Source organism: Brevundimonas sp. UBA5713 (genome assembly GCF_002419815.1).
Lineage (GTDB): Bacteria > Pseudomonadota > Alphaproteobacteria > Caulobacterales > Caulobacteraceae > Brevundimonas.
On the sequence record NZ_DIGV01000059.1, the window covers coordinates 1 to 25,600 of the forward strand.

Here is a 25,600-nt window from a genome sequence, read left to right on the forward strand (position 1 = left end):
GCGCCACCCGCTCGGCCAGCGCCTCCATGCCCGCAACCTCGAGGCCCGACTCCATCTCCGCCAAGCGCCCCCAGCGTCAAACACAGCCTTCGCCGCGCCCCCGCCAGTTCAACACAAACCTCGCCTCTCACACCATTCATAGGGCGCTAAACTCCACCGCGCCGGCACTGGCCAGCGACAGCGCGAAACTCGCCTCGCCCTCATGCTCGCCCGCATATTCCAGCGCGCTCACCAGAAACGGCCCCTCCAGCACGCCAAAGTCCGGCACCACCAGCTGCCACCTCTTGGCCGACTGCTCAAAGAAAGCCTCGCGGATCAGCGCATCCGATGCCGCATCCCTGAAAATCCCCTGCCCGCTCACCGCCGCAGACTTCACACCCGCCCCGGCCAGCAGCTCGCGCCAGCGCCCCGCACTGTCGCCATCGGTCACGTCCACCGTCCGCGCATTCAGCGAAATCGTCCGCGCCCTCAGCCCCGCCACCGTCACAAAAGCCCCTCCGCTGCCCGCAATCTTCAGCAGCATGTCGCGCCCGCTCTGCACCGCCATCTATCCCTCCATCACCGCTCGAAGACGCAAGACCCCATAGGCCCCGCGCCCGTCACCACCCGCAAAAACGTCGGCCCCGCGCACCCGCACACAGCCCGTCACGCCATCATCCGACACCGCCAACCCATCCAGAGCTGACCGCACCGCCGCCACCACAGCCCGCGCCTCCTCCTGCCCTGAAAACCGGCTCACCACGCTCAACGACAGCGACACCTCCGCCCCGCCCCCATCGGCATTCAGCGGCACCTCGACGCCCCGCCCGACCAGCAGATAGGGCGCAACCGCCCCTTCGGCGGCACATCAAACACTCTGACCGGATCACCCAGCAGCGCCTTCACAGCCTCATCCACCGCCAGCGCCGCCACCACCGCCTTCACCAAAACGCCCGCGACATCGCTCATCGCACCCGCTCCAGTTCCAGCACCATCCAGCCAGCCTTCGACACCTGATCCAGAACCACCAGCTTCCAGTCCGCCCCCGAAAACCTCAGACACAAACCCTCCTCCAGCCTCGGATCAGCCCGCACCTCGGCCTTCAGGGTTTCCACCACGACCACAGCCCCCGCCTCGCCTGTCTCCCTGCGACGCCGCACCACCGCCTTCAGCCAGACCTGCCCCATCGCCTCGTAGAAAACGGCCCGACCGCCCTGCGCCGTCACCGTCTCGACAGGCCGGAACAACCCCGCCAAGACTCTCAAAGGCGCACCACCCGATAAGGCGCAATCCACGCCTCAATCGTACTCACATCCATCGCCGCCACCCCGCGCTCATAGGCCCGCAGCACCAGCATCAGCACCGCCAACCTCAGCGGTGCCGGCGAGGTCGAAGTCAGGCTCAGCCCCACCTCTCCCTCCACCCTCGCCTTGGCCGCATCGATCAGCGTTTGGATCAACCCATCCTCCGCCCCATGCTCCACTCTCAAAAACACCCTGGCCTCCGCCAGGTCACCACGGCTGCCATAGGCATCCTCCTTTGTTCATTGAGCCGCGCTCGTCGGCCCTTACGGGACCTCCCGACCCGACGCGGCTTGTTTGCTTGGCCACAGCCACAACGACAAAGGGCGGCCCCCTCGGACCGCCCTCTGTCATCACTTTACGCTTAGCCGCGCTCGTCGGCCCTTACGGGACCTCCCGACCCGACGCGGCTTGCTACTTGGCCGCGGTCAGAAGGCTTACGCCTTCTCGACCCGACGCGGCCTCCCGCCTCCGGCGGGCACCCTCAAGCAGCAAATGCCCGCGGCATTTGCGCTAGGGCACATAACTTAAGTGGGCCGCGGTCAGAAGGCTGCGCCTTCTCGACCCGACGCGGCCTAGGACGCCGCGAACTTCATCACCTTGATTGCATCAAAGCTCTGGATGCCACCGCCCACACGCTTGGTCGTATAGAACAGCACATAAGGCTTGGCGGTGAACGGATCACGCAGCACACGCACCCCCGCACGGTCCACGATCAGATAACCGCGCTGGAAGTCACCAAACGCGATCGACAGCGAACCGGCCGCGATGTCCGGCATGGTCTCGATCTCGGTCACCGGATAGCCCATCACCGACGACACCTCGCCCAGACGCTGAGCCGGCTGCCAGATATAGTTACCGTCCCCGTCCTTCAGCTTACGCATCGCTGACAGCGTCTTGCGGTTCATCACAAAGCGTCCATTGGCACGATACTGGGCCTTGGGCGCATAGATCAGATCGATCAGCTTGTCCGCCGGTGAGGCCTCGGCAAAACCGCCCGCGGCACCGCTGGCCACATAGCCAACCTTACCCCACACATGGCTGGCCTCCGCCACCGTCTCATAAGCCAGGAAACCCTTGGGCTTATTGGTGCCATTGCCCGTCACAAATGCAGAGGTTTCCTGCGCGGCAAAGGCATCCTCGACCTCGCCCGCCAGCCACTCGTCCAGATCGACCATGGCGTCATCCAACAGCGCCTGCGTCGCCGCCGGATTGGCGTAAAGGTCCGCCGCCGGAAACTCCAACAGCGCCAGCGTCGCCGGATCCGTCTCCGGACGCGCATCCGTCTCGGCCACCCAACCCGCAGCCACACCCGCCGTCGAGACCGGCTTCTTGAACACACCACCGGCCACCGTGCGCACAGACGCAATCTCGCGCATCGGCGACACCGCCATCAGACGGCGCTCGATCGCCCGCTCCGTCTCCGGCGGAACCACATAGCCACCCGACGACGCACCCGACGACAGCCCTGCCTTCACTTCCAGACCAGCGACTGAGCCCGTCTTCAGATAGCCGTCAAACGCCGCCTTGGCCTCGGGCGCAGACGACACCATCTCGCCACCCTCACCCAAAACAGGACGACGTGCCCCACCGGCCAGACGGTCCAGACGCGCCTGCGCCGCCGCCACCGCCTGATCGATACGCGCGACCTTCTCCTCCAACAGCGTATCAGCCGCCGCCTTCTTCTCGATCTGTGCCACACGCTCGTCATTGGCATCCTTGAACGCCTCGAACGCCACCATCATTTCGCGCACGACTTCGCGCGCCTCGGGCGAACCCGACACGGTTTTCACTTCTTTCATGCTCTCTCCTGAGACCCGCCCCACGCGGATTAATGTGGCGGCTGCAACCGCCGCCTGTCGGATCATCGCTTTTCCACCGCGACAAACCGAAAACACCGTTCCATAGTCCCGCTCAGTTCTTACCTGAGGGGGTATCCATGTCGTTCCTGAAATCCACCGCCTGCGCCGCCGCCCTGCTGCTTGCCGCGCCCGCTGTCTCCCACGCCCAGTCTGCCGATGCCGCGCTAGAGCTCCTGTCGCGCGCCATCACCTTCCGCACCGTCAAAACGGGCGAGTTCGGCCCCAACCAGACCCCTCAATACGCCAACTTCCTCAAGGATCAGCTCGTCGCCGCGGGCTTCCCCACCTCGGCCATCGAGATCGAGCCTATCGGCGACACCGCCGCCTTCACCGCCACATGGCAGGGCAGCGACCCGTCGCTGAAACCCATCGCCATCCTCGGCCACATGGATGTCGTCGCAGCCGACCCCGCCGACTGGGAGCGTGACCCGTTCACTCCCGTGATCGAAAACGGCTACATCTTCGGTCGCGGCTCGGTCGACAACAAGGCCGGCATCTCCATCATCATGGCGACGATCATCAAGCTGAAGCAAGAAGGCTGGCAGCCGAAACGCACCCTCATCCTCGCCTTCTCCGGCGATGAGGAAACCGGCATGGCCACCACCCGCCACCTCGCCCAGAAACACAAAGACATCGAACTGGTCCTGAACGGCGACGGCGGCGGCGGCTCGCTCGACAGCGACCACAACCCCACCGTCTATTCCCTGCAAGGCTCCGAAAAGACCTACGCGGACTACACCCTCACCGTCACCGACGCTGGCGGCCATTCGTCCCGCCCCACACCCGGCAACCCGATCTATCGCCTGACCGCCGGCCTGCAAAAGCTGAACGCCTACCAGTTCCCGGTCAGCCTCGATGACATCACGCGCGGCTATTTCACCGCCGCCGCCCAAACTGCCAAGCCCGAGATCGCCGCCGCCATGCGCGCCCTCGTCGCCAACGACCAAGACCAAGCCGCCATCGCCACCCTGACGGCAGACGGCGGCTTCACCGGCACCATCCGCACCACCTGCACCACCACCATGATCAAGGGCGGCCACGCCGCCAACGCCCTGCCACAACAGGCCCAGGCCACCGTCAACTGCCGCATTCTGCCGGGCGTCTCGATGGAATCCATCCGCGAACAGCTGCAGGACATCGTCGGCGACCCGACCATCAAGGTCGACCTGCTCGACACCGGCACCATCGCCGCCCCGTCCTCGCCGCTGCGCGATGATGTGGTCCAAGCCGTTACCGCCGCCGTCCACGCCACCTATCCGGGCATCCAGATCGTCCCGTCCATGTCCGCCGGTGCCACTGACTCCATGCATTTCCGCGCACTGGGCATCCCGTCCTATGGCGTCGGCAGCGTCTTCATGCGCCGCGAAGACAGCTTCTCCCACGGCCTGAACGAGCGCTTGCCGCTCCACGCCCTCCCCACCGGCCTCACCCACTGGGAAACCCTCCTCAAAGCCATGGCTGACTAAAAGTGGGCCGCGATCAGAAGGCTCCGCCTTCTCGACCCGACGCGGCTTTATGAGTGGGCGACGATCAAAAGGCTCCGCCTTTTCGACCCGACGCCGCCTGAACCCCTCCTCCCCCGCCCGCGGGGGAGAGGGACCACGAAGTGGTGGAGGGGGCACATCAAACACGCTCCCGCCCCCTCGCCCAGCCACCCAGCCAGAGCCGAAATGACCCAACCCTACACCCACCAACTCCGCGTCCGCTGGGCCGAAGTCGACGCCCAAGGCGTGGTCTTCAACCCCAACTACCTCCTCTACGCAGACGTCGCGGGCACCGAATATTTCCGCCATCTCGGCCGCGACGGCCTTACTGTCCCCGACTTCCTCGAACTTTACGTCGTCGACGCCCACATCAGCTTCAAGTCGCCCGCCCGCTACGATGATCTGATCGACTGCGCCATCGAACCCGTTCGTCTGGGCACCTCCAGCTTCCAGCTGCGCTTCACCATCACCCGCGCTGGCGAGCTGCTGACCGAAATCACCCTGACCTACGTCCGCGCCGTCGACGGCCAATCCACCCCGCTCAGTGACGCCTTCCGCGCTCTTGTCGCCCTCTGATCAGGCCAAAAGCCGGAATTAATAACGGCCTCGCTTGCTCTGCACGTACAGCTGACCCAGCGTGCAGACCATGTATCTTGGTCTGTCGCGTCCGCTTTCCCGCCTCTTCGGCTCCGGCCGGGGCCGCACCGCGCCGCACGCCACCAAGGCTGCCTTCAAGCCGCTGAACAGCCTTGAGGCTCTGCTCACCAAGGCCACCACCGCGCCCCGCCGCGAAACCTTTCTCACCGCCCTGCTCGACAGCCCGCTTTACGCCGCCACGCCCCACCCCAAACCGACCGACCGCGCCTTTACCCTCGGCGAGGTCCGCGCCATGGGCCTGCTCAAATCCGACACCAAGGACGGCCAGTCCCTGCCCGCCCTCTTTACGGCCAGAGATCGCATCGCCACCGCCTTCGGCCCCGATGTCGGCAGCTACGCCCTTCATGCCCGCCAGATGCTGCAGCTGTTCGCCACCGAGGGCGCTGTCCTCAACCCCGCCACCTTCCACCAAACCGACTGGACCGCGCAGGACGTCGCCGACCTCCTGTCCCGCCCCTTCGACTGGACACTGGCTCCCGGCACTTCCGGCCCCGTCGGTCGCCCCACCGTCGCGCCCGCCGAACTAATCGACGCCATCGAGACGGCCCTGGCACCCATCACCGGCCTCACCGCCCTATGGCTCGCCCTCGACACCACGCCCGACCAACCGCGTCGCTGGCAGTTCGATATCCACACAGACCTCGACCACCGCACCTTGCGCCCACATCTGCACAACGCACACACCGTCGCTCTCGCTACGGGCCTGCCCCTCTATGTCCGCTTCAGCCCGGCCAAGACCACCGATGGCACAGGGCTACGCCTGCTCGCGTCCAAAAATTATCTAAACAGCTGATTTTCCTAAGGCTCAGCTTGCCTGCCGCTCTCAGGCCTGTTCACTCTTGCCCCATGAAAAAGCTCTTCGGCAGCCTCGGCAAACTCTTCTCTTCCGCGTCAGACGACACGCCGGCCACCGCCGCACCCGCGCCCGATGCGCCCGAGCACACCTCGCAAGACCGCTTCCAACCGCTCAACATGCTCGAGGCGCGCCTCGCCTACGCCATGTCGGACCCTCAGGCCCGCCGCGGCTTCACCGAAGCCCTACTGACCGAAAGCCTCTATACTCCGACACCCGACGCCCATGACGACAATCTGGCCGACACTGACGCCCAGCGCTCGGTCCGCCTGCTCCACGTCAACACGCCAGACGGTGGCACCGCCGTCCCCGTCTTCACTGCGCGAGAACGCATCGCCGAGGTTTACGGCACCCAATACGGCTACATCAGCCTTTCTGGCCGCGACCTGCTAGAAATGGTCGCCGCCACGGGTGCGTGGATCAATCCGGGCCTCGACGCCAGCGTCCACTTCAGCGCCTCGGCCATCGCCGACCTGCTCGGAGTGCCCAAATCCCGCACCATTTCCGAAGACACCACAATCCAGCTTGGCACGCCCGAGCGTGAGCCCACCGAGCTGATCGCCGCCCTTCAGGACGCCCTGTCCCGTGAGCCCCGCATCTCCGAGGCTTGGCTCGCCCTCGCCCATTGGCCTACCGAAGACAAATACGCGTGGTACGTCGACATCCGCAGCGACCTGCAACCGTCCGACATCCAGCCCCTGCTCGGCCACCTCTACCCTGTGATCGAGGAGACCGGCCTGCCCATGGACGTCACCTACAATTCCCCCGACGAAGACGAAGGCCACGGCATCCGCCTCATCCCGCGTTCGGTCCACTGATCCACGGCGGGGCCGCCTCCCGACAGGCTGCCAACCACCGGTCAGCCACATCTGTATCCAGTTCGTAGGTCTTGGTCCCGCCGTTAAACTGCACCTGCACGCTTCCGGCCCGTTCCATCCCGTCCAGAAACTCCCGCGAGTTCTCGAAACCGATTTCCAACTGCACCCGATTGGCGATGTTCCGCGCATCCGGCACCACGGAATACCGCAGCTCGCCAACAACCAGTTCCAATCGCGGTTGCGGCCACGCCTGCACTGGCTCGAAAGCCCGCGTCGCCACCTTGATCGTCGCCTCTTCGCACCCGATCAAAAACTCGACCTGCCCCTTGGGCGAATAGGTCAGTGCGGGATAACGACCAGACGCAACCGACCACTCATTTAGTGTCTCGGGTATCGAAACCGGCTCCGGCGCAGGTTCCGGCACATGCGGTACCGCCGCCTGCTCCCCGCACGCCGCCAGCATGACACCCGCAGCAGCCATTCCGTTCCATACACGCATCACCGCCTCCATACCTCTACGCGGCCACGCTAATAGGCCGCACACGGCTAAGCCAAACGCAATCTCGCCCCCGGACAGGCCGGAAATGTCACCACCGACACCTCCCACAGCGCCACACCACTCAACACCCGCAAGCGCCCTTGCTTGCGGGCCTTCGCCGCACGAAAACCGATAGACAACCCATCCACCGCACCGGCCTTACACACCGCCTGCGCCATCCTTGCCTGACCGGACCAATCCCCGATCACGCCCTCGACAAACAGTCCGCGCTCGTCCTCGCAAATCCGCTCCCAGCGCCCGATCACCTCGCGCCCGTCATGCTGCCACAGCATCCGAACACCCTCCGGCCCCGTCTTGGCCAGACTGTCCGCAAACGCCCCGCGATGCACCACATCGCCATTCAGATCCGCCACCCCCCACAACGATGCATAGCCTTCCACTCTCACTCCTCCCCCGTCCACGGGAGAGGGGGACCACGAAGTGGTGGAGGGGGCTAACTTCACACCATTCGTCACGCCTTTCGCCCCTCCAACTGCCGCTCGATCCGGTCCAGCGACGCCCGCATCGCCTCGCCCTGCGCCTCCAGCCGCGCCAGCCGCTCCGCCACCAGCGCCTGCTCGGCTACCTGACCCTCCAGCGCCGAAATCCGCGCCGCCGCCCCGCCAGCCCAAACCAGCCCGCCAATGGTCTGCACCACCAACGCCACAACCAGTGCGACCGGTATCTTCCTGATCGTGGTCATGAAGTAATCCCCGCCATCTTCCGCTTCTCGTCCGCGCTCAGGAACGACGCCGCATCTACCCGCGCCCACAGCGCATCACGCTCGCCCTGCAACGCCGGAACCGCATCCAGATCCGCCTCAATCCGACAGTCCGCAAACCGCCCCCCAAGCCAGCCCGTCATCGCCCCTGCTGCCTTCCTTACCAGCGGCACCACCGTCCCGCGCCAGAAGGCCCCATTGGCCTCGCGATAGTTGGCGTAGGTGCTATCCCCCGGCACCCCCAGCAGCTGCGGCGGCACCCCGAACGCCAGCGCAATCTCCCGCGCCGCCGCATGCTTGCCCGCGATAAAGTCCATCTCGCTCGGGCTCAGGCTCATCGGCTTCCAGTCCAGCCCGCCCTCCAGCAACAACGGACGCCCTGCATTCCGCGCCCCCGCATGCGCCTCCGACAGCTCCGCCTTCAGCGCATCGAACTGCTCGCCCGTCAGCCGCTCCCCATCACGGCTACCGTAAACCAGCGCCCCGCTGGGCCTCGCCGCATTATCCAGCAGCGCCTTGTTCCAGGCCCCCGACGCATTGTGCACATCAATGGCAAACGCTGCCGCCTCTAGCGGGGAAAACCCATAGTGGTCATCGGTCGGGTGATAGAGCTTCAGATGCAAAACGGGCGACCAGCCATCGCTGTGTCGCCCGATCCGCACACTCCTTGTGCCCACCGAATAATCATACCCCACAGGCCAGCCATCCGCCCCCGGAACCACCCTCATCCGGTCGGGCCGCAAACCCCACAACTGGTCCGGCGCACCATCCCCGTCCGCATCTCCCGACGCCTCCAGATAGCCGTTCCCCGCGGTCTGGAGCGACGCATAAAGCCCCTCCATCAGCTCCGCCCGCGACTGCTCGAGATTGGGCTTGTCCAATAGCCTCGCCAGCGGATGCGCATCATCGCGCACACCCCCGAGCATCACCTTGAACGGACAAGACGCCGCCGCCTCCGCAATCATCCGCACACAGCGATAGGCCACCGGGTTCTTGCCAAACCCCTCCCTCGCCAGATGCGCATAATCCCTCGGCGTCCACCGTGGCTGCCCCACACCCGACACCGCCAGCAACGCCCCCACCCGGCTCGCCTTCTCCTCACGCACAGCCTCGCCGCGCCAGCCCAAAGCCCGCCAAAAATCCATAGATTTTCCTTTTTAGTTTGGCCGCGGTCAGAAGGCTCCGCCTTCTCGACCCGACACGGCCTGTTTTGCTCGGCCTAGACCAGAAGCCTCTGACACAACTTCAAACCTCCTCCCCTGCCCTGCGGGGGAGGTGTCATGGCCTCGCCATGACGGAGGGGGGCAACAGGCCGCGTCGGGTCGGGAGGTCCCAAAGGGCCGACGATCGCGGCCCAAGTATCAAAGAGCCCGCAACCTCGGCTGCACACGCCCCGCCAGCAACAAATCCGTCACCGCCCACACCAAGGCATCTGCCCGGTCCGGACTATGCCCCTGATGCCCGCTCCCCATCGCCATCAGCTCTTCTTCCAGCGCCGGAAACTCCCCGCAGTGCACCACCCTGCCCTGCTCGTACAAAGCCGCCACCGGCTCCGCCCGCGCCTTCTTTGACCGCGTCGCATGCACCAGTTTGATCGGCACCTCGCCGCCGACCTGCGCAATCAGGGTCCGCACCATCTCGCCGCCCTGATTGGCCTCGGCCAGCACCAACTGCGCCTCGTAATCGCTGGCTGCCTTCACCGCCGCCTTGGCCCAGCCCACAGGCGACAGCCCACGCACCGACCGATCCGCCAGCACATAGGCCCGACCGTCCCGACGCCCGCACACCACAATCCCGCAGGCATCGCCATGCGCTGTCACCGGCGGATCAACCGCCACCACCACGCGCTCCAACCGCACCGGCACATTCCCGCGCGCCCGCGCCAAGTCCTCCGCGCGAAACAGAGCGCCATCGGCCTCGACAATCAGCCCCTCCATCTCCTGCGCCTCCAACCGCGTTCCCGCATAAAGCGCCCGCAGATGGCTCAGGAAACCGGGGGCCAGATTGGCCTCATTATCCTTGGTGCTCAGGCGGCTCGTCACCACGCCCGTCTCGGCCAGCAACCGCCTTAGCGCCGCAATCGGCCTCGGCGTCGTCGTGATCGCCAGCTTGGGATCGTCCCCCAATCGCAATCCAAAGCGCAGATTGCTCAGAACCTTTTCCGGCTCTCTCCACGCACAGAACTCGTCCGCCCACGCCGCATGAAACTGCGGCCCGCGCAGACTGTCAGGGTCCTCCGCCGAAAACCCGTACGCCGCCGCCCCAGAGGGCCACACCAGCCGCCGACGACTAGCCTCCCAACGTGGACGATTATCCGGCCCCGCCAACGCCCTAAGCCCCGACGGCCCCTCGATCATCACCTCGCGCACATCGTGAAACGCCGGCCCCACCAGCGCAAAACTCATCGCCCCGCGCCGCGCCAGCTCGTTGATCCAGAACCCGCCCGCAAACGTCTTGCCCGACCCGCGCCCGCCCAGCAGCACCCAGGTCCGCCATCCGGTCTCAGCCGGATCCGCCACCTGTTCGGGCCGCACCACCGGTGTCGCCCGCAACAGTTTCGCCAGCGCCTCGCTCTGCAATGAAAGGATCGCCTCGTGGGCCATATCCCTTCTGTTCGGCAACCTCGAAAAGGCGATCGACGCGAGCGAAGAGCTCAGCGCGCAGCCGTTGTTCCTCGGCCTCATCGATCACTTCACCCGATCCAGCCAAATCATCCTCCGCATCTCCCGAAACCTTCCTCGCCGAAGCTTGCAGCGCCGCCACCGCCTTGGCCGTGCGCGCAATCACGCCCACCGCCCGCGCCCGCTTCTCGGCTTCCGCTACATCCTTGGGCAGCTCAGCCTGCACCAGCACTTCCACCGCGCCATCCACCAGCGCCTGCAACTGCCCGAACACCTGATCCAGCCACTGCTGAACCACATTGCCAGTGCCTGGCCCGCCGCCCGATGCCCCATTTCCCGCCATACCCAAACCATAGGGCATCAGCGTCCACGGGCGAGACAATCACCGCCCCACCGCCCCAATCCCTTATTTTTTCTTGGATTGCCGCGCCCCAATGCGCTCTCCAAAAGAAAAAGCCCCCCGCATTGCGAGGGCCCATTTTCCTATCCCAGCCACTGCCCCAAGGCCTCGGCCAGCTCCGGCACCTGCACCGGCTTGGCCAGATGCCCGTCCATTCCCGCCTGCAAGCATTTTTCCACCTGCTCGACCAGCACATTGGCCGTCAATGCCAGCACAGGTGTTCTCAGGCCACGCTCCGTTTCCCAAGCGCGGATCGCCTGCGTCGCCGACAGCCCGTCCATCACCGGCATGTGCATATCCATCAGCACCAGATCATAGGTGTCGCGCTTCACTGCTTCCACCGCCTCGGCACCGTCCGCGACAGTCACCACTTCCACCCCGAACTGGCTCAGGATTGCACCCATCAGTTCGCGATTAGGTGCCGCATCGTCCGCCACTAGCACACGGCCTACCAGTGCCGAAGACACCGCCTCCTGCTGCGCGTCCTCATGACCTATGGCTACGACCGGCATCGGAATCTCGAACCAGAACACCGACCCGCGACCTTGTTCGCTGTCTACGCCGATCCGGCCACCTTGACGCTCGACCAGATGTCGCGAAATAGCCAGTCCCAGGCCGGTCCCGCCATAGACCCGCGTGGTCGAACTATCGGCCTGCTGGAAACGCCGGAAAATCATATCGCGCTTCTCGGGCGCAATCCCGATTCCGGTATCGCTGACCTCTACACGCAGGTTCCAGCCATCTTGCGTCGGGCTCCCTCCGATCCTCAACCCGACACGGCCCTCAGGCGTGAATTTCACGGCATTGCCCAGCAGGTTCAGCGTCACCTGACGCAATCGCGACGCGGCCCCCGCCAGCTTCTGCGGCACCGCCGGATCGACCTCGAAGCTCAGTCCCAGCCCGCGCTCCTCGCACTGGCTTTCCACCAGATCGGCCGCCTTGCCAAACATGCGACGCACATCGAACGGCTCGACCTCGAACTCCAGTTCTCCGGCCTCCAGCTTCGAGTAGTCGAGAATGTCGTTGATCACCCCCAGCAGCACTTCCGACGCCGTAGCAATCCGGTCCACATAGACCCGCTCGTTCTCTGGCAGGGATGTCGACTGCTGCAACAGCCCCGAAAAGCCGATGACGCTGGTCAAAGGCGTACGAAGCTCATGGCTCATATTGGCCAGAAACTCGCTCTTGGCCTGCACCGCGCTCTCGGCGCGCTCCTTGGCCTCGATTACCTCGCGTTCCAGCGCCTTGCGCTGGCTGGCATCGCGGATCACCACCACGACATCGTCCAGCTGTCCCGCATCGTCGCGTACAGCCTTGAACGTGCACTCCACCCAGATCACACGGCCGTCGCGGTGTACCGCCCGGTGTTCCAACCGCGTCGGCTTTCCGGTTTTGACCGCCTTCTGGATCGCGGCCAGAACCGCCGGACGGTCTTCTCGGTAGACATAGTCCGTCGACTGACCGCTCATCTCTTCGAGCGTCCATCCCAACATGGATTTGATCGCCGGCGAGATATATTTGCTCGACCCGTCCATCTTGACGCGTGTGATCACGTCACTGACGTTCTCGGCCAACAGACGATACCGCGCTTCATTGCGACGCAGTTTGTTCAACAGCGCCTCTTCGTCGGTAATGTCCCTGAACACCCCGAACATGCCGATGTATTCACCCGCGGCATTCTTCACCGCTGCCGAACGGCTCACCACAATCCGGCGCTCCTTGTCCGGACGCGTCAGGTGCATACGCAGCGAATAGCCCTCGCCCGTCTTCAGTCCGCGCTCGATGCCCCGGGTGACCTGGTTCAGTTCGGATGCGTCGTAATAGTCAAAGCCCTCGGCCACCGCCACAGGCCCCTGCTCGGGGTCCAGACCGTGGATTTCGAACACCCGCTTGGACCAGACCGAGCTGTTGTCGGCCTTGTTCACCCGCCACCAGCCCACGCCGGACATTTCTTCGATCATGTCCAGCATGTCGTCGCGCTCGGCGACACGGCGCTCGGCAGCCTCTCCGGCGGCCAGATCGCCTGCCACCTTGGCCAGCTGCCGTATCAAGCCGCGCTCGGTGTCGTTCGGTGCTGGCCGCCCCTCGGGTGCCAGCAGCACCATCGCGCCGCACCGCTGACCATTATGATAAACAGGTGTGCTGGCCCAAACCGGATAGGGACTGTCCTTCAGCACCTCGCCGTATAAAATCTCGTCGGGAGCCGCCTGCATACTGGCCTTCACGGCCATGCAGACTTCCATTTGCTGGTCGGTCGGCATCAAGACCACGCGGGGCTCGGCCTGCAACAGCATCTCGCCCAGCGTTTCCAGATGAACAAACCAATTCTCGGCTTGGACCGGCGGCCACCCCGCCGTCAGGCGCTCGCGCGACGTACCCTGTGTATGTGTGCTTGATCCGTCCAAGCCCGCTCCCCCCACAAAGTGCCTCAGCCCTCGTTCATGGCCTTGGCACTGTCTTCGGCGGACAAGGTCCCCCGTTCCTCATTCCACTCCGGCGCTTCGAAATCGAGCGCATCCTCGGCATCGGCAAGCACCGTCTCCGGGATCGTCTGGCGGCGCACTGACACCCCTGCTTTGTGCACCGTCTCCGGATCGCCTGACACCAACGGGTGCCACCATGCCAGATCGCGTCCCTCTGCCAGACGACGATAGCCGCACGACTTCGGCATCCACGCCAAGCTTTCGACGTTCCCCGGCGTCAGCTTGATGCAATCTGGCACCAAGGCCTTTCTATTTACATAATCGGTGCAAGAGCATTGCTCTGGATCAAACAATTTGCAGTGCACACGGGTCGGAACCACCAATCCGGTGTCCTCGTCCTCGAACCGCACCAGACAGCACAGACCGCACCCGTCACACAGGCTCTCCCACTCCTGCGGGGACATCTCGGGCAGCGACTTGGTTTTCCAGAAAGGCAACATGGCCGCGCTCATAGGCGACAAAACCGCCCGTGTCGCCCCGTCTTAATGGCGAAAGCGCCTAATGCGCAGCAGTTTTGGAAAACAGATTGATCACAATCACGCCGCCTACGATCATCACCAGACCCAGAATGGCGGGCCAATCCAGCCTCTGTTTGAAGGCCACCAATCCGATCACCGAGATCAGCACCACGCCAAGCCCGCTCCAGATCGCATAGGCGATCCCCACCGGCATGGCGCGCAAGGTCAGGCTCAACAGATAAAAGGCCGCCAGATAGCAGGCCGCCATCCCCAGCGTGGGCCACAGACGCGTAAACTGGTTGGACGCCTGCAACAAACTGGTGCCCATCACTTCGCACAGGATAGCCCCGCCCAGCGTCAGCCAAACAGTCGGGTTCATCTACCGCCTCCTTATCTCGTGCCATCCTTGTCGTCCTATGGATGGCGAAGCAAGCGACGCCGCGCTATAGCCCCCCCATGGCTGCCAGACCTCCCCTCGTTGCACTTAAAGACATCCACCTTCAGGACGGACAGCGCCCGCTGTTTTCCGGCGTGGACCTTGCCGTAGAGCCCCGCTCCCGTGCCGCCCTCGTGGGCCGCAACGGTGCCGGCAAGTCCACCCTGATGAAGGTGGTCATGGGCTACATCGAAGCCGACAGCGGCGACCGCGCCGTTCAGGCCGGCACCCGCTTTGCCTATGTGCCGCAGGAACCCGTCATCACCGGCGAGACCCTGCTCGACTATGCCTCCTCCGGCGCTGCCGAGACGTGGACGGCCGAAAGCTGGCTGACCACCTTCGGCCTCAACCCCGAGAAATCGACCCAAGGCCTTTCCGGCGGCGAGATCCGCCGCGCCGCGCTGGCCAAGGCCTTCGCCGAAGAGCCGGAAGTCCTGCTGCTCGACGAGCCGACCAACCACCTCGACATTCTGGCCATCGAACTGCTCGAAGAAGAGCTGGTCGCGGCCCGCTTCGCCGTGCTGGTCGTCAGCCACGACCGCGCCTTCCTGAACCGCGTCACCAACACCGTCCACTGGCTGGAAGGCCGCAAGGTCCGCACCCTGTCCAAGGGCTTTGCCGAGTTCGACGACTGGGCCGCCAAGGTGCTGGAAGAAGAGGCCGTCGCCCTCGAGAAACTGACCAAGACCATCGAGCGCGAGACCGAGACCTTCTACCGCTCCATCACCGCCCGCCGCACCCGTAACGAAGGCCGCGCCCGCAACCTTGCCGCCCTGCGTGCCGAGCGCGCCGAGAAGATGAAGGACGTGCCGCGCGACCTCTATATGGGCGTGGATTCCGGTGCCATCTCCGGCAAGCTGGTCGCCGACATCAAGGGCGTGTCCAAATCCTTTGGCGAGCGCACCATCTTCAAGAACCTGACCACGCGCATCATCCGCGGCGACCGTCTGGCGATTGTCGGCCCCAACGGCGCGGGCAAGACCACTCTGGTCAAGGTGCTGCTGGGCGAGTTGGAGCCTGACGAAGGCACCGTCCGCATGGGTGCCAACCTCGAGCCGCTCTATCTGGACCAATCCCGCGAGGGTCTGAAGTCCGACATGACCCTGTGGGACGCCCTGACGCCGGGCGGTGGTGACAGCATCATCGTGCGCGGCCACCCCAAACACGTCGCCGCCTACGCCAAGGACTTTCTCTTCTCCGAGGCCCAGCTGCGCCAGCCGATCTCGACCCTGTCGGGTGGTGAGCGCAACCGCCTGCTGCTGGCCCGCGCCCTGGCCAAATCGGCCAACCTGCTGGTCCTCGACGAACCGACCAACGACCTCGACATCGACACCCTCGACAAGCTGCAAGAGCTGCTCGACGGCTATGACGGCACCCTGATCCTCGTCTCGCACGACCGTGACTTCGTGGACCGCCTCGCCACCTCGACCATCGCCATGAACGGTCGCGGCGACATCGTCGAGACCCCCGGCGGCTGGCAGGACTTCGTGCGCCAGAACCCGGGCTTCATCCAGCCGCCCAAACCCCATGATGCGCCTCCAGCAGCGCGTCGGGTCGAGAAGGCGGAGCCTTCTGACCGCGCTGCACCTAAAAAGTCCACCAAGCTGTCCTACAAGGACGCCCGCCGTCTGGAAGAAATCGAAAAGCTGCTGGAAACCCTGCCCGCCGAGATCGCCAAACAGGACGCCCTCATGGCCGATCCCGATCTTTACAGCAAAAATCCCGCCGCCTTCGACAAGGCCATGAAGGCCGCCGACAAGGCCCGCGCAGAGCTGGAAGCCATCGAACTCGAATGGCTCGAACTCGAAGAGAAGAAAGCCGCCCTCGGCTAAACAAAAAGGCCGGACATCCCGTCCGGCCTTTTTCACGTCCTACGGCAGATCAATCTCGACCAGCAGGTCCTGCCCCTGCTGGAACAGGCGCGCCACCCGCCCGTCATTGACCCTCAGCACATCCTCGCCGTCGTGGTACCAGCCCGCATTGACCATGGCGCGGGTCAGCTTTTCCAGCCACTCGCCGACCTTGGCCGCATCGCCCCCGTGCGCGCCAACCAAACAGCGTTCTGCCTCAGCCTGCACCGTCACCACATCCTCTACCGGCCCGCCGTGCAGCAAGGTGCCACCTGTCCCCGTGTAGACAAAGAAATTGGCCTCCAGCTCATGGCTATCGCGGGCGCTGCGCCGGCGCGCCGCCACGGCCAGTCCGGTGCATAGACGCTCTACCGCATCGAACACCGCCTGCCCCGCATCGCGCTCGTGGCCACGGATCGCCGTCTCCACCCTCAGGCGCAGCATGTCCGGATCCATTGGCGGCAGGACCACCACCCGCGTCATATCATTGCGCGTATCGGCCAACGCTAGCGACGCCCGATAGTCCTCGGTCACATAATATGCGGCGCGGTCACCGCGTTCACCCTGCCCCGGAATACCCAGCGTCGGCACCGAAACCCAGCGATAGCCCCCGCCGTCGCGCGACAGCCAGTCTTTCACACCTTCGCGCGCCGCCGTCCCGTCCGTGCCTACCAGCACGTCACAGCCCGTTGGCCCCAGCGTCAGAAACACGCCCCCCGGCCCCGTCTCGGACGGCAGAGCCATGACCTTGACCTGTGCCCGATCCTGACCACGCAGATCCACCTGTCCGGTCTGGGCCTGAATACACAGTCGCGTTCCCTGTATCGCCACATGGCTCAGCCGCCCTGACGGCACCGCCTGCGTCACCCCGCCGGACACCACGATCACCGCCCCCAGCAGCCATGCTGACATCATTTTCGCATATCCCCGTACGGCCAAGCTTGGATGACTTGTAATCTCACATGACAGCGTAACCTATAGGATCGCACCCTTTTTTGTGCGCCTGCACAGGGCTTCCCCACCCTAAAGACGTGGGCGTGCCGCCAAGGTTGCCACCAAAAACCTTTCGTCTCGGGGGGCGGCCCCCTTTCCAAGGCCCAGCCCGATGCTTATTGCATCCGCTCATGACCTTGCGTTCGCCCAACCGCCGCCACCTCCTGATCGGAGCCGCCGCACTGACCGTGCCGTCGGTGCTGGCCGGTTGCGACCAGCGTGCCACCACGGACGAACAAGGCCGCATCCGCCTGCGCATTGCCACCCCCGGCCCCGCCCGCGCCGACCATGGCGGCTTCTATCAGGCCATTGCCACAGGCCTGTACGCCAAGCGCAACCTGAACATCCAGTTCCTGCACGTAAACTCGTCCGAAGATGTTTCGCGCCATCTGGCATCGGGCAGTGCCGAGCTGGGTCTGGCGCAGGACAGTTTCGCCGCTCTGCGCATGATGTCCGACCGCGCGCCCGTTAAAGCCGTCGCCGCCTTCTTCCAGAAGGATCCGCGCGTCGTCATCGCCCGCGCCGACGGCCCGCGCACCCTAAACGATATCGGCGAGCGCCCGCTGTTTGTCGAAGATGCCGACTGGCCCGAATTCTGGGTCTGGATGCGCTCCCAGTACGATCTCCAGACCGAACAGCTGGCCCGCCCCGACACCGGCGCACTGGCCCCTTTCCTTGAAGACACCGACAGCCTGCTGATCGGCTCTCTGACCCGCGAACCGGCTCAGGTCGCCGCCGCCGAGCCGGACCTGCGCACGCGCCTGCTGCTGCCCGCCGATGACGGCTATGCCGCCTATGGCAATCTGGTGCTCAACACCAATGCCTTCGCCCGCGACAATGCCGAGGCCCTGCGCGACTTCATCGCCGCCTCGATCGACGGCTGGAAAGACTATCTGACCGGCGATGCCGAACCGGCCCACGCCCTGATCCGCCGCGCCAATCCCGCCACGCCGCAAGGGTCGCTGGATATGGCCCGCGACCTGCTGATCCAGAACCGTATCGTCGACGGCCCCGATGGCGATCCCGCTGTCATCGGCACCATGACCGAAGAGCGCTGGAAGACCTTTGCCGAGCAGGCCCAAAAGGCGTTCAGCAACGAACCGGACTGGTCCTCTGCTTACACAACGCAGTTTTTGCCCTCTCAGGGCTGAATGTTAGCCTCGGATTAAGCCAGACTCTGTAAACCGGCCAAGCTTGGCTTTTTCAGGCGGCGGTTTTCGGGGTTGGCAGTTGCCAGTTGTCGCAGCGCTATATCTGGCTTTGGCAGGACACAGCCTTGCGCCGTCCGCCCACGCCCCTGCGCCCGTCATTCCCCACGGTGGCTGGGCCTATCCACGCGGTGCATCCATTGCCCATTACCCCCTGCCGCTTCAGGCCGATCCTGCCGCGCCCCGTGCCGATGCTCCGATCTTTCGCCTGAACAGCGCCCAGCAGCCGCCCGCCACGCCCGGCGGGGCCCGCTACTATTCCATTCACCGTCAGGCTGGCCGACAGCCCGACACCCCCAGCCTCCCGGCCCCCGTCTATCTGGACGCCCTGCCGGTACAGCTGGATAGTCTGCCGGCCGGCGATGATCTGGCCGCACCGCCTCCCCCGCCCGAGGTCCTTCGCGACACCCATGGCCGTCTGCGTCCCGTTCCCTCCAGCGACGATTATTAGAGTTCACCCGTCCATGTCCGCCGGATCACAGATCATCACCCGCCTGCCCGAGCTAATGACCTTGGCCAAGCAGTCGGACAGCGCCGCACGGCGCACCCTGCTGCGCGAGCTGACCGACAGCTTCTTCGGCACGCCCGAACGCACGCCTGTAGAACAGGACCTGTATGGTGCGGTTCTGGGTGACCTGACCCGCGCCATGGAAGATGAAGTGCGCGCCGAAATCGCCCGCCGCTTCGCCCATACCTCCGACGCCCCGCGCCAACTGGTCCGCCAACTGGCGCAGGATGAACTGGCCGTCGCCGCGCCCGTCCTGACGCATTCGCCCGTCCTGACCGACGCCGACCTGATCCATGTGATCAAGAACCGTGGCCAAGACCACATGCGTGCCGTCAGCCGCCGCGAAACCGTGACCGAGGCCGTGTCTGACGCCATTGTCGAACACGGCGATGACGCGACCCTGCACGCCCTGTTGTCCAACGAAGGGGCCCGCCTGTCCCGCGCCGCCAGCGAAACCGCCGTCGACCGCGCCAAGGCCAATCCCGATCTGCACGATGTGACCGTCAACCGCGCCGCCCTGCCGATCGACCTGCTGAACGAAATGTATTTCGTGGTCGAAGAGCGCCTGCGCAGCAAGATTCTCGAGGAAAACAGCCGCCTCAGCCCCGAAGAACTGGAACAGGCGCTGGCCGCAGGGCGCGCCCGCGTGGCCACCGATGACGGCAGCCTGCCGCCGGACTATGCGGAAAGCCTCGCATATGTAGAAGAACTCAGAGCCGCCAGCCAGCTGACCCCCGCTGTTCTGGCGCGCTTCCTGCGCTCGGGCAGCCGCACCTGTTTCCTGATCGCGCTGTCACAACTGGCCGACATCGACTTCCACACCGCCCGCAATATTGTCGAGCGTCGTGAACTGGATGCCCTGGCCGTGGTCTGCCGCGCGGCCGATCTGGATAAGGCCCTGTTCCTGACCTATGCCGTGGTTCTATTGAACAATGACGGCAATGCCATGGGCAAGGCGCGCTCATACGGTGCGCTTTACATGGCACTGGACAAGGATACGGCCCAGCGCACCTTGCGTTTCTGGCGCACCCGCCGCGCGGCTATGCAGTCCGCCGCCTGAGTGTTTGTCGCGACCAAAACAAAACGCCCGCTCTGTGCAGAGCGGGCGTTTTGCTTATCTGGTCCGGGACCGGATTACTTCTTGGCGCGGGTGGTGCGAGCCGGCTTACGACCGCCCTGGCCCAGACCCATTTGCTTGGCCAGATCAGAGCGGGCCTTGGCATAGTTCGGAGCAACCATCGGATAGTCTTTCGGCAGACCCCACTTCTCGCGGTATTCTTCCGGCGACATATTGTATTTGGTGCGCAGGTGACGCTTCAGCGACTTGAACTTGCGACCATCTTCCAGACAGATCAGGAAATCCGGAGTGATCGACTTGCGAACAGGAACGGCAGGCTCACGCGGTTCCGGCTCAGCCTCGACCGGCTCGCTCGAAATACCGGTCAGCGCAGCGTGCACCTGAGAAATCAGGGCCGGTACGGCTTCAGCCGGTACCATATTATTGCTGACGTAGGCCGATACGATATCAGCCGTCATTTCGAGTAGTTCTGGCTTTTCTTCCATTTTGGTCTGTCGCTCCCGCTGCGCAGTAATTATGTGGATTTGAAATCCACGGAACACATTTCTCTTGCCCATTCCTTTAGCAATATCTTGCGAACAATCAATAGTGCACATCTGATGTGCGGTGTCGTGAACTTTGACGTTCTGACGATATGCTAAGTTTTGAATAGATATCGCCCGCGTAATCGTAGCGGCCCGTCGACGGATCCAACCCCGTGTTGGTTGAATCCTGATCCGTCGAATAAGTATAGCCCAGTTAAGTCGGCTAAAAGCCGCCCAAGCATAATCTATGCTTGGTTAAATCGCTCGGTTAAAAGCAATTTTCCTATTAACACCCAGCAACTTAAAGCATAGGCATTTGGAAATTTTCGAAGGGTCTAGCTTCTGAGGTCGTCAGCCAGCGCCAGCATTGCGGCGCGCTCCGCTGCCGAGAAGGCATCGATCAAATGCTCTTCGCCTTCGCGGATAGCGTGTATCAACTCGGGCGTCAGAGCAGACGTCAGCGCCCAGTTCCAGTACCGGATCACGGTCTGGGCGCGCTCCACGGCCAGCATCTCATAGGTGACCAGCACACGCTGCCAGCGCGGATCAACAGCCGACTCAGTCCCCAACGGCCTGCGCATCGCCTGCCACAGCAACTTCAGATAGCGGCGGGTCAAACCTGTAGCTTTACACAGTACGGCGATAGACTCGCCGCCCTCGTCGCTGAGTATCTTGGCTGCCGTCAACGGCTTCACACCTGCCAGTAGACCGATCTCGGCCACCAGCTCCGGCGTCAGACCTTTGTCTGCCGCCACAGAGATCACGCCCTCGAGGTTCTGTTGCGCCGATGCCTGTGCCGCCTCGCGGCTACGCTGGCGCCTTTCGATAAACTGCAACGCCCGTTTGACGACAGGGTCTTCCTTGGGCTCATCCTGTGTCAAAGCGAACAGGTCATTGACCGAAGACTGTAGAACCTCGCGCGACACAGCAAACCGCCGCAGTATCACGCTGCGCTCGTCTTCGTTGCACCACCAGAACATGACATAGGCACTGGAGGGGCGCAGTTCGGGACGTTTCAAAAGCCCCGCGCACAGCTCCGGTGTATGTCGGCTCATGGCCACGACAGCTTCCAGCGACGTGGTGGCGATCCGCGCGTCGTTATTGTGCAGCACCACCTGTATAATGTCGGCCTCGCCCCGCTGGATCAGCGCGTGGGTCACGGTCTCCGACAGGCCACGGCGGGCGGCGATATGGCGGCAGTGGTCGGCGCTGGCCTCGTTCACACAACCGACCAGATCGTGATCGTTCAGCGAGGCACACTCGTCCAGCAGTTCACGCGCCACCACAATGTCGTCGCGCAGCAGCAGGCGGCACAGATTGTTCGGAATATCGGTCAGATGCACCAGACGCGCTGCCACGCGGCGACGGTCTTCCAGCGTCGCCTGACGCAGCACGTCTATCAGCAGATCGGCCACCACCGAACGCTCGAAAGCGTTGATGCGGCTCTCCGGCAGGCTGACAACGTCGCTTAGCCGGCGCAACAGGATGAGGCGCGCACGGCCGCCTTCAGAGGCAATATCGTCGGGGATGGGCTTCATGGCGGCGCTTTCCATAGCGCCACTGTAAAACCAAGCCAGTTAATCAGCAGTGACGAGCCGCCCTTCTGGCAAAAGGCGGCCCGTTTTCAGTCAGTTCAGCACGAAGTGTGCTTTATTGATCCCAGTACGAACCGGGGATTACAGCCCTTCGAACAGCGCCGTCGACAAATAGCGCTCCGCGAAGCTGGGGATGATGACCACGATGGTCTTGCCCGAATACTCTTCCTGTGCGGCCAGACGGAAGGCGGCGGTCAGAGCCGCGCCCGAGGAAATCCCCACCGGAATGCCTTCCTTGGCGGCGACCTTGCGGGCCATCTCGAAGGCATCCTCGTTCGACACCTGCTCCACGGCGTCGATCACGTCCGTGTCGATCACCGGCGGCACAAAGCCTGCGCCAATGCCCTGAATCTTGTGCGGACCCGGCGCACCGCCAGACAATACCGGCGAGGCCGTCGGCTCGACCGCGATCATCTTGATGCCGGCTTTTTTGGCTTTCAGCGCATGGCCCACGCCCGTGATCGTGCCACCGGTGCCTACACCGGATACCACGACATCGACGCTGCCCGCCGTATCGTTCCAGATTTCCTCGGCGGTGCTGACCTCGTGAATGGCCGGGTTGGCTTCATTCTCGAACTGGGCCGGAGACACCGCACCGGGGATTTCGTTCAGCAGTTCCTCGGCGCGGGCAATCGCGCCCTTCATGCCCTTCTCTGCCGGCGTCAGCTCCAGCTTGGCACCCAGCAGGGCCAGCATCTTGCGACGCTCGATCGACATGCTCTCGGGCATGCACAGGATCAGCTTATAGCCTTTGGCGGCGGCCACAAAGGCCAGCGCAATGCCGGTGTTGCCGCTGGTCGGCTCGATCAGGGTCGCGCCCGGTGCAATCTTGCCTGCCTGTTCCAGCGCCTCGACCATGGCCACGCCGATACGGTCTTTCACCGAAGCGATCGGGTTGAAGAACTCCAGCTTGGCCAGCACGCGGGCCTTGGGCTGGTATTCCTTGGTCAGGTTCGGCAGCGCCACGAGCGGGGTATCGCCAATCGTATCGACGATGCTGTCGAACACCTTGCCGCGTCCGGCCTTCTTGTGGCGGCTGGCATCATAGGCGGTGTTGGACATGGGTCGATCTCCTCAGGCGATGGAACATGAATAAGGACATAGCGCGTATACTCCGCGTCACAAGCCGACGCCGCGCAGGTTTTCTCAAAAGCTATTTAGAAAAGCTGGGCCTTGGCGATTATCTTGCGTGGATCGGCGATAAGCTTCCATCCGATCCGCATAGGCTGCCGCAATCTGCTGCCCCATCAAAAATCTATAGTCGTCCTGGCCGAACTCCACAGCCATGACCACATCGCCGGGCTTCTCGGTCATCAACTGCCCACACCACATAGTTATGTCCGAGGGATCGACCCTGCGTTCGCCGACACCCCGTATCGAAAAGCGCTTCGGCACCTCTCCCTGCAAGGTTTCCAGTGTTTCGACCTCGGCCCTCACATAGTCCGTAAAATCGTCGCCGCCGTCAGGCACCACAGATACGACGCGGGCAATCGCGATACCCTTGCCGCCCTCTTGAGGGATCAAATCCCAGCGTGGTCCGGGCAAGGGCACACAGGCCTGCGCCAGTGTGGCCGAGCACAGCGTCAGAACGACACCGCCAACCGCCCCGATGAGTGCCAGCGATGTATTCATGCGGCTATCCTCGCGAAACCACTCTCTGGGAAGGATCAAACGGCATGACCTCGCGGATCGTCAACAAGGTCGTAAAGTTCCGCACCCGCGCATCGTCGTTCAGCGCCTCACGCGTGAAGACATCATAGGCTTGCATGTCGGGCACCACGACATACAGGATCAGGTCCACATGGCCGGTGATATACCACATGCCATGGACCTCTTTGCGGGCCTTCAGCTTGTCGATCAGGGCGTCGATGACCGCTGTGCCCTCGCGCTCCATCTCGACCAGCACATGCATGGTCAGTGCCTTTTCCAGCCGCCCGCGATCCACCACGGCCACGTCGGCCACGATGATCCCGCCCTCTCGCAGGCGGCGCAGGCGTCGCGACACCGCCGATTCCGACAGCCCCACCTGTTCGGCCAACACCCGCGCAGGGGTCAGATTGTTCTGCCGGACCAGATCCAGGAGCCGATGGTCGAAATCGTCGAGTGTTAGCGTTTCTTGCATGATAACTCGTATTAACGCCGTTTTCTTGCGCGCGATCAAGTGAAATCGCCAAGACCGGTTATGCCGTTTTCGCTACATCTGCGGCATGTTCCGCAGTACCTCCCTCCCCCGCTTCCAAGGTCTGCTGCCGTATGTGCCTTACCTCGCACTCATCGGCGGCATTCTGTCCCTGTCGCTTGGCACCTCCTTCGCCAAGACCCTGTTTCCCGTGGCGGGTCCCATGGGGACTGCCGCCTTGCGCGTAGGTCTCTCGGCCTTGATTTTGTTGGCCGTTTTTCGTCCGTGGCGTCATAGCTTCACACGCAAAGACCTGCGCGGGCTGGCGCTGTACGGCGCGGTCATGGGTCTGATGAACCTGTGCTTCTATCTCTCCTTGAACACTATTCCGCTGGGCATTGCTCTGGCGATCGAGTTCACCGGACCGCTGTCGGTAGCGCTGTTTAATGCGCGTCGCCCGCTGCATTTTGTGTGGGTTCTGATCGCCGCTGCGGGCCTCAGCCTGCTGCTGCCGATTTCGGGCGGGGTTTCGACGCTTGATCCGGTCGGCTGCGCGTGGGCCGGTGCGGCCGCCGTGTTTTGGGCGCTGTACATTGTGTATGGCCAGCGCGTCAGCCACCTCCCCTCGGGGGCGACGGTCGCCTTGGGGATGTCGATGGCTGCCATTGTCGTGGTGCCGTTCGGCGCAGTGACCGCCGGCGCGACTTTGTTGGCACCCGGTCTGCTGGCCATGGGTGTACTGGTGGCTCTGGCCTCCAGTGCCCTGCCCTATTCGCTGGACATGATCGCGCTGAAATCCATCCCCAAGCGCACCTTTGGCGTGGCTGTGAGTGCCGACCCCGCCGTGGGCGCTCTGGCCGGACTGCTGCTGCTGGGCGAGGCCCTGACCTTCACCCAATGGCTCGCCATTGCCGCCGTGATGACCGCTTCGGTCGGCACGGTGCTCACCACTACGCGCGAGAAAAAGAAGGAAAAGCTGGCGACGGCGGCGGTTCAAAAGGCTGCTGCCTGACTCCTGCACCTTCTCCCCTCGCAAGGTCTCGCGCGTAAAGAAAGCCCCTGTCCACCACGGACAGGGGCTTTTGAGTTTTCGAGGGGACACACACTGAAAACT

The 25,600-nt window shown here is 63.9% G+C and carries 30 protein-coding genes; 9 read left to right on the forward strand and 21 right to left on the reverse strand.

Features of this window, described 5'->3' with window-relative positions; all coding sequences use genetic code 11:
- Positions 1-136 precede the first annotated feature (136 nt).
- From B3B04_RS13785 to B3B04_RS13810, 6 genes are all read right to left on the reverse strand, one after another.
- Positions 137-547 carry a phage major tail protein, TP901-1 family gene (locus B3B04_RS13785; protein WP_292043698.1) on the reverse strand — a complete coding sequence of 137 codons (411 nt, stop codon included), beginning with the start codon at positions 545-547 and terminating at the stop codon, positions 137-139.
- Positions 548-793: a tail completion protein gp17 gene (gene gp17 / locus B3B04_RS13790; protein WP_292043699.1), complete on the reverse strand. Its 246-nt coding sequence runs from the start codon at positions 791-793 to the stop codon at positions 548-550.
- Positions 784-948 (reverse strand): hypothetical protein, encoded by a 165-nt coding sequence (locus tag B3B04_RS13795; protein ID WP_292043700.1) that lies wholly within the window; start codon positions 946-948, stop codon positions 784-786. Before B3B04_RS13795 ends, gp17 begins: the two co-directional genes overlap by 10 nt.
- Positions 945-1,226 (reverse strand): phage head-tail adapter protein, encoded by a 282-nt coding sequence (locus B3B04_RS13800; protein ID WP_292043701.1) that lies wholly within the window; start codon positions 1,224-1,226, stop codon positions 945-947. The genes B3B04_RS13795 and B3B04_RS13800 overlap by 4 nt, the downstream gene beginning before the upstream one ends.
- Before the next feature lie 14 nt (positions 1,227-1,240).
- Positions 1,241-1,489 (reverse strand): head-tail connector protein, encoded by a 249-nt coding sequence (locus tag B3B04_RS13805; protein WP_292043746.1) that lies wholly within the window; start codon positions 1,487-1,489, stop codon positions 1,241-1,243.
- Between the two features lie 366 nt (positions 1,490-1,855).
- Positions 1,856-3,082 (reverse strand): phage major capsid protein, encoded by a 1,227-nt coding sequence (locus B3B04_RS13810; RefSeq protein ID WP_292043702.1) that lies wholly within the window; start codon positions 3,080-3,082, stop codon positions 1,856-1,858.
- Positions 3,083-3,219: 137 nt separating this feature from the next.
- Between B3B04_RS13810 and B3B04_RS13815 the strand changes: the two genes are divergently transcribed.
- From B3B04_RS13815 to B3B04_RS13830, 4 genes are all read left to right on the forward strand, one after another.
- A complete protein-coding gene (locus B3B04_RS13815) occupies positions 3,220-4,608 on the forward strand; it encodes a M20/M25/M40 family metallo-hydrolase (RefSeq protein ID WP_292043704.1) in 1,389 nt (462 codons plus the stop codon).
- A gap of 204 nt (positions 4,609-4,812) precedes the next feature.
- A complete protein-coding gene (locus B3B04_RS13820) occupies positions 4,813-5,202 on the forward strand; it encodes an acyl-CoA thioesterase (RefSeq protein ID WP_292043706.1) in 390 nt (129 codons plus the stop codon).
- Between the two features lie 70 nt (positions 5,203-5,272).
- On the forward strand, positions 5,273-6,076 hold the full coding sequence (locus tag B3B04_RS13825; RefSeq protein WP_292043748.1) for an SseB family protein: 804 nt from the start codon (positions 5,273-5,275) through the stop codon (positions 6,074-6,076).
- 53 nt (positions 6,077-6,129) lie between these two features.
- A complete protein-coding gene (locus tag B3B04_RS13830) occupies positions 6,130-6,954 on the forward strand; it encodes an enhanced serine sensitivity protein SseB C-terminal domain-containing protein (protein ID WP_292043708.1) in 825 nt (274 codons plus the stop codon).
- Here the strand turns inward: B3B04_RS13830 and B3B04_RS13835 are convergent.
- The 9 genes from B3B04_RS13835 to B3B04_RS13875 form a co-directional block, all read right to left on the reverse strand.
- On the reverse strand, positions 6,932-7,453 hold the full coding sequence (locus B3B04_RS13835; protein WP_292043710.1) for a hypothetical protein: 522 nt from the start codon (positions 7,451-7,453) through the stop codon (positions 6,932-6,934). The two genes, B3B04_RS13830 and B3B04_RS13835, sit on opposite strands and share 23 nt — an antisense overlap.
- A 47-nt stretch (positions 7,454-7,500) precedes the next feature.
- The gene (locus tag B3B04_RS13840) at positions 7,501-7,893 is read right to left on the reverse strand and encodes an HK97 family phage prohead protease (RefSeq protein ID WP_313443557.1); all 393 of its coding nucleotides are present in this window, start codon (positions 7,891-7,893) and stop codon (positions 7,501-7,503) included.
- Positions 7,894-7,964: 71 nt separating this feature from the next.
- Positions 7,965-8,195, reverse strand: coding sequence for a hypothetical protein (locus B3B04_RS13845; protein ID WP_292043711.1), 231 nt, complete (start codon positions 8,193-8,195; stop codon positions 7,965-7,967).
- A complete protein-coding gene (locus B3B04_RS13850) occupies positions 8,192-9,358 on the reverse strand; it encodes a phage portal protein (RefSeq protein WP_292043712.1) in 1,167 nt (388 codons plus the stop codon). Before B3B04_RS13850 ends, B3B04_RS13845 begins: the two co-directional genes overlap by 4 nt.
- A gap of 216 nt (positions 9,359-9,574) precedes the next feature.
- Positions 9,575-10,765 carry a DNA-packaging protein gene (locus B3B04_RS13855; protein WP_292043713.1) on the reverse strand — a complete coding sequence of 397 codons (1,191 nt, stop codon included), beginning with the start codon at positions 10,763-10,765 and terminating at the stop codon, positions 9,575-9,577.
- Complete coding sequence (locus B3B04_RS13860) at positions 10,716-11,216, reverse strand: hypothetical protein (RefSeq protein WP_292043715.1); 501 nt, start codon at positions 11,214-11,216, stop codon at positions 10,716-10,718. The genes B3B04_RS13855 and B3B04_RS13860 overlap by 50 nt, the downstream gene beginning before the upstream one ends.
- 101 nt (positions 11,217-11,317) lie before the next feature.
- On the reverse strand, positions 11,318-13,639 hold the full coding sequence (locus B3B04_RS13865; protein ID WP_292043717.1) for a hybrid sensor histidine kinase/response regulator: 2,322 nt from the start codon (positions 13,637-13,639) through the stop codon (positions 11,318-11,320).
- Between the two features lie 23 nt (positions 13,640-13,662).
- Positions 13,663-14,157, reverse strand: coding sequence for a YcgN family cysteine cluster protein (locus tag B3B04_RS13870; protein WP_292043718.1), 495 nt, complete (start codon positions 14,155-14,157; stop codon positions 13,663-13,665).
- Positions 14,158-14,215: 58 nt separating this feature from the next.
- The gene (locus tag B3B04_RS13875) at positions 14,216-14,554 is read right to left on the reverse strand and encodes an SMR family transporter (RefSeq protein ID WP_292043719.1); all 339 of its coding nucleotides are present in this window, start codon (positions 14,552-14,554) and stop codon (positions 14,216-14,218) included.
- A 77-nt stretch (positions 14,555-14,631) separates the two neighbouring features.
- Here B3B04_RS13875 and B3B04_RS13880 point away from each other — a divergent pair, with 77 nt between their 5' ends.
- Positions 14,632-16,443, forward strand: coding sequence for an ABC-F family ATP-binding cassette domain-containing protein (locus B3B04_RS13880; RefSeq protein WP_292043721.1), 1,812 nt, complete (start codon positions 14,632-14,634; stop codon positions 16,441-16,443).
- Positions 16,444-16,482: 39 nt separating this feature from the next.
- On the opposite strand, the gene B3B04_RS13885 is transcribed toward B3B04_RS13880, so the two are convergent.
- Positions 16,483-17,376, reverse strand: coding sequence for a hypothetical protein (locus tag B3B04_RS13885; protein ID WP_292043722.1), 894 nt, complete (start codon positions 17,374-17,376; stop codon positions 16,483-16,485).
- A gap of 209 nt (positions 17,377-17,585) precedes the next feature.
- Between B3B04_RS13885 and B3B04_RS13890 the strand changes: the two genes are divergently transcribed.
- The 3 genes from B3B04_RS13890 to B3B04_RS13900 all read left to right on the forward strand — a co-directional run bounded on the left by B3B04_RS13890 (position 17,586) and on the right by B3B04_RS13900 (position 20,230).
- Positions 17,586-18,605: an ABC transporter substrate-binding protein gene (locus B3B04_RS13890; protein WP_292043724.1), complete on the forward strand. Its 1,020-nt coding sequence runs from the start codon at positions 17,586-17,588 to the stop codon at positions 18,603-18,605.
- A 79-nt stretch (positions 18,606-18,684) separates the two neighbouring features.
- Complete coding sequence (locus B3B04_RS13895; protein ID WP_292043726.1) at positions 18,685-19,113, forward strand: hypothetical protein; 429 nt, start codon at positions 18,685-18,687, stop codon at positions 19,111-19,113.
- Positions 19,114-19,126: 13 nt separating this feature from the next.
- Entirely contained in the window at positions 19,127-20,230 is a 1,104-nt protein-coding gene (locus tag B3B04_RS13900) for a DUF2336 domain-containing protein (RefSeq protein WP_292043727.1), read from the forward strand.
- Positions 20,231-20,304: 74 nt separating this feature from the next.
- Here the strand turns inward: B3B04_RS13900 and B3B04_RS13905 are convergent, their stop codons facing one another.
- The 5 genes from B3B04_RS13905 to B3B04_RS13925 form a co-directional block, all read right to left on the reverse strand.
- Complete coding sequence (locus B3B04_RS13905; RefSeq protein WP_292043729.1) at positions 20,305-20,733, reverse strand: MucR family transcriptional regulator; 429 nt, start codon at positions 20,731-20,733, stop codon at positions 20,305-20,307.
- 374 nt (positions 20,734-21,107) lie between these two features.
- Positions 21,108-22,310 (reverse strand): DUF2336 domain-containing protein, encoded by a 1,203-nt coding sequence (locus B3B04_RS13910; RefSeq protein WP_292043730.1) that lies wholly within the window; start codon positions 22,308-22,310, stop codon positions 21,108-21,110.
- 138 nt (positions 22,311-22,448) lie between these two features.
- Positions 22,449-23,429, reverse strand: coding sequence for a cysteine synthase A (cysK, locus tag B3B04_RS13915; RefSeq protein WP_292043731.1), 981 nt, complete (start codon positions 23,427-23,429; stop codon positions 22,449-22,451).
- Between the two features lie 84 nt (positions 23,430-23,513).
- Positions 23,514-23,999 (reverse strand): hypothetical protein, encoded by a 486-nt coding sequence (locus B3B04_RS13920; RefSeq protein ID WP_292043733.1) that lies wholly within the window; start codon positions 23,997-23,999, stop codon positions 23,514-23,516.
- Positions 24,000-24,003: 4 nt separating this feature from the next.
- A complete protein-coding gene (locus tag B3B04_RS13925) occupies positions 24,004-24,489 on the reverse strand; it encodes an Lrp/AsnC family transcriptional regulator (RefSeq protein WP_292043735.1) in 486 nt (161 codons plus the stop codon).
- A gap of 85 nt (positions 24,490-24,574) precedes the next feature.
- Between B3B04_RS13925 and B3B04_RS13930 the strand changes: the two genes are divergently transcribed.
- On the forward strand, positions 24,575-25,498 hold the full coding sequence (locus tag B3B04_RS13930) for an EamA family transporter (protein WP_292043736.1): 924 nt from the start codon (positions 24,575-24,577) through the stop codon (positions 25,496-25,498).
- Positions 25,499-25,600 lie beyond the last annotated feature (102 nt).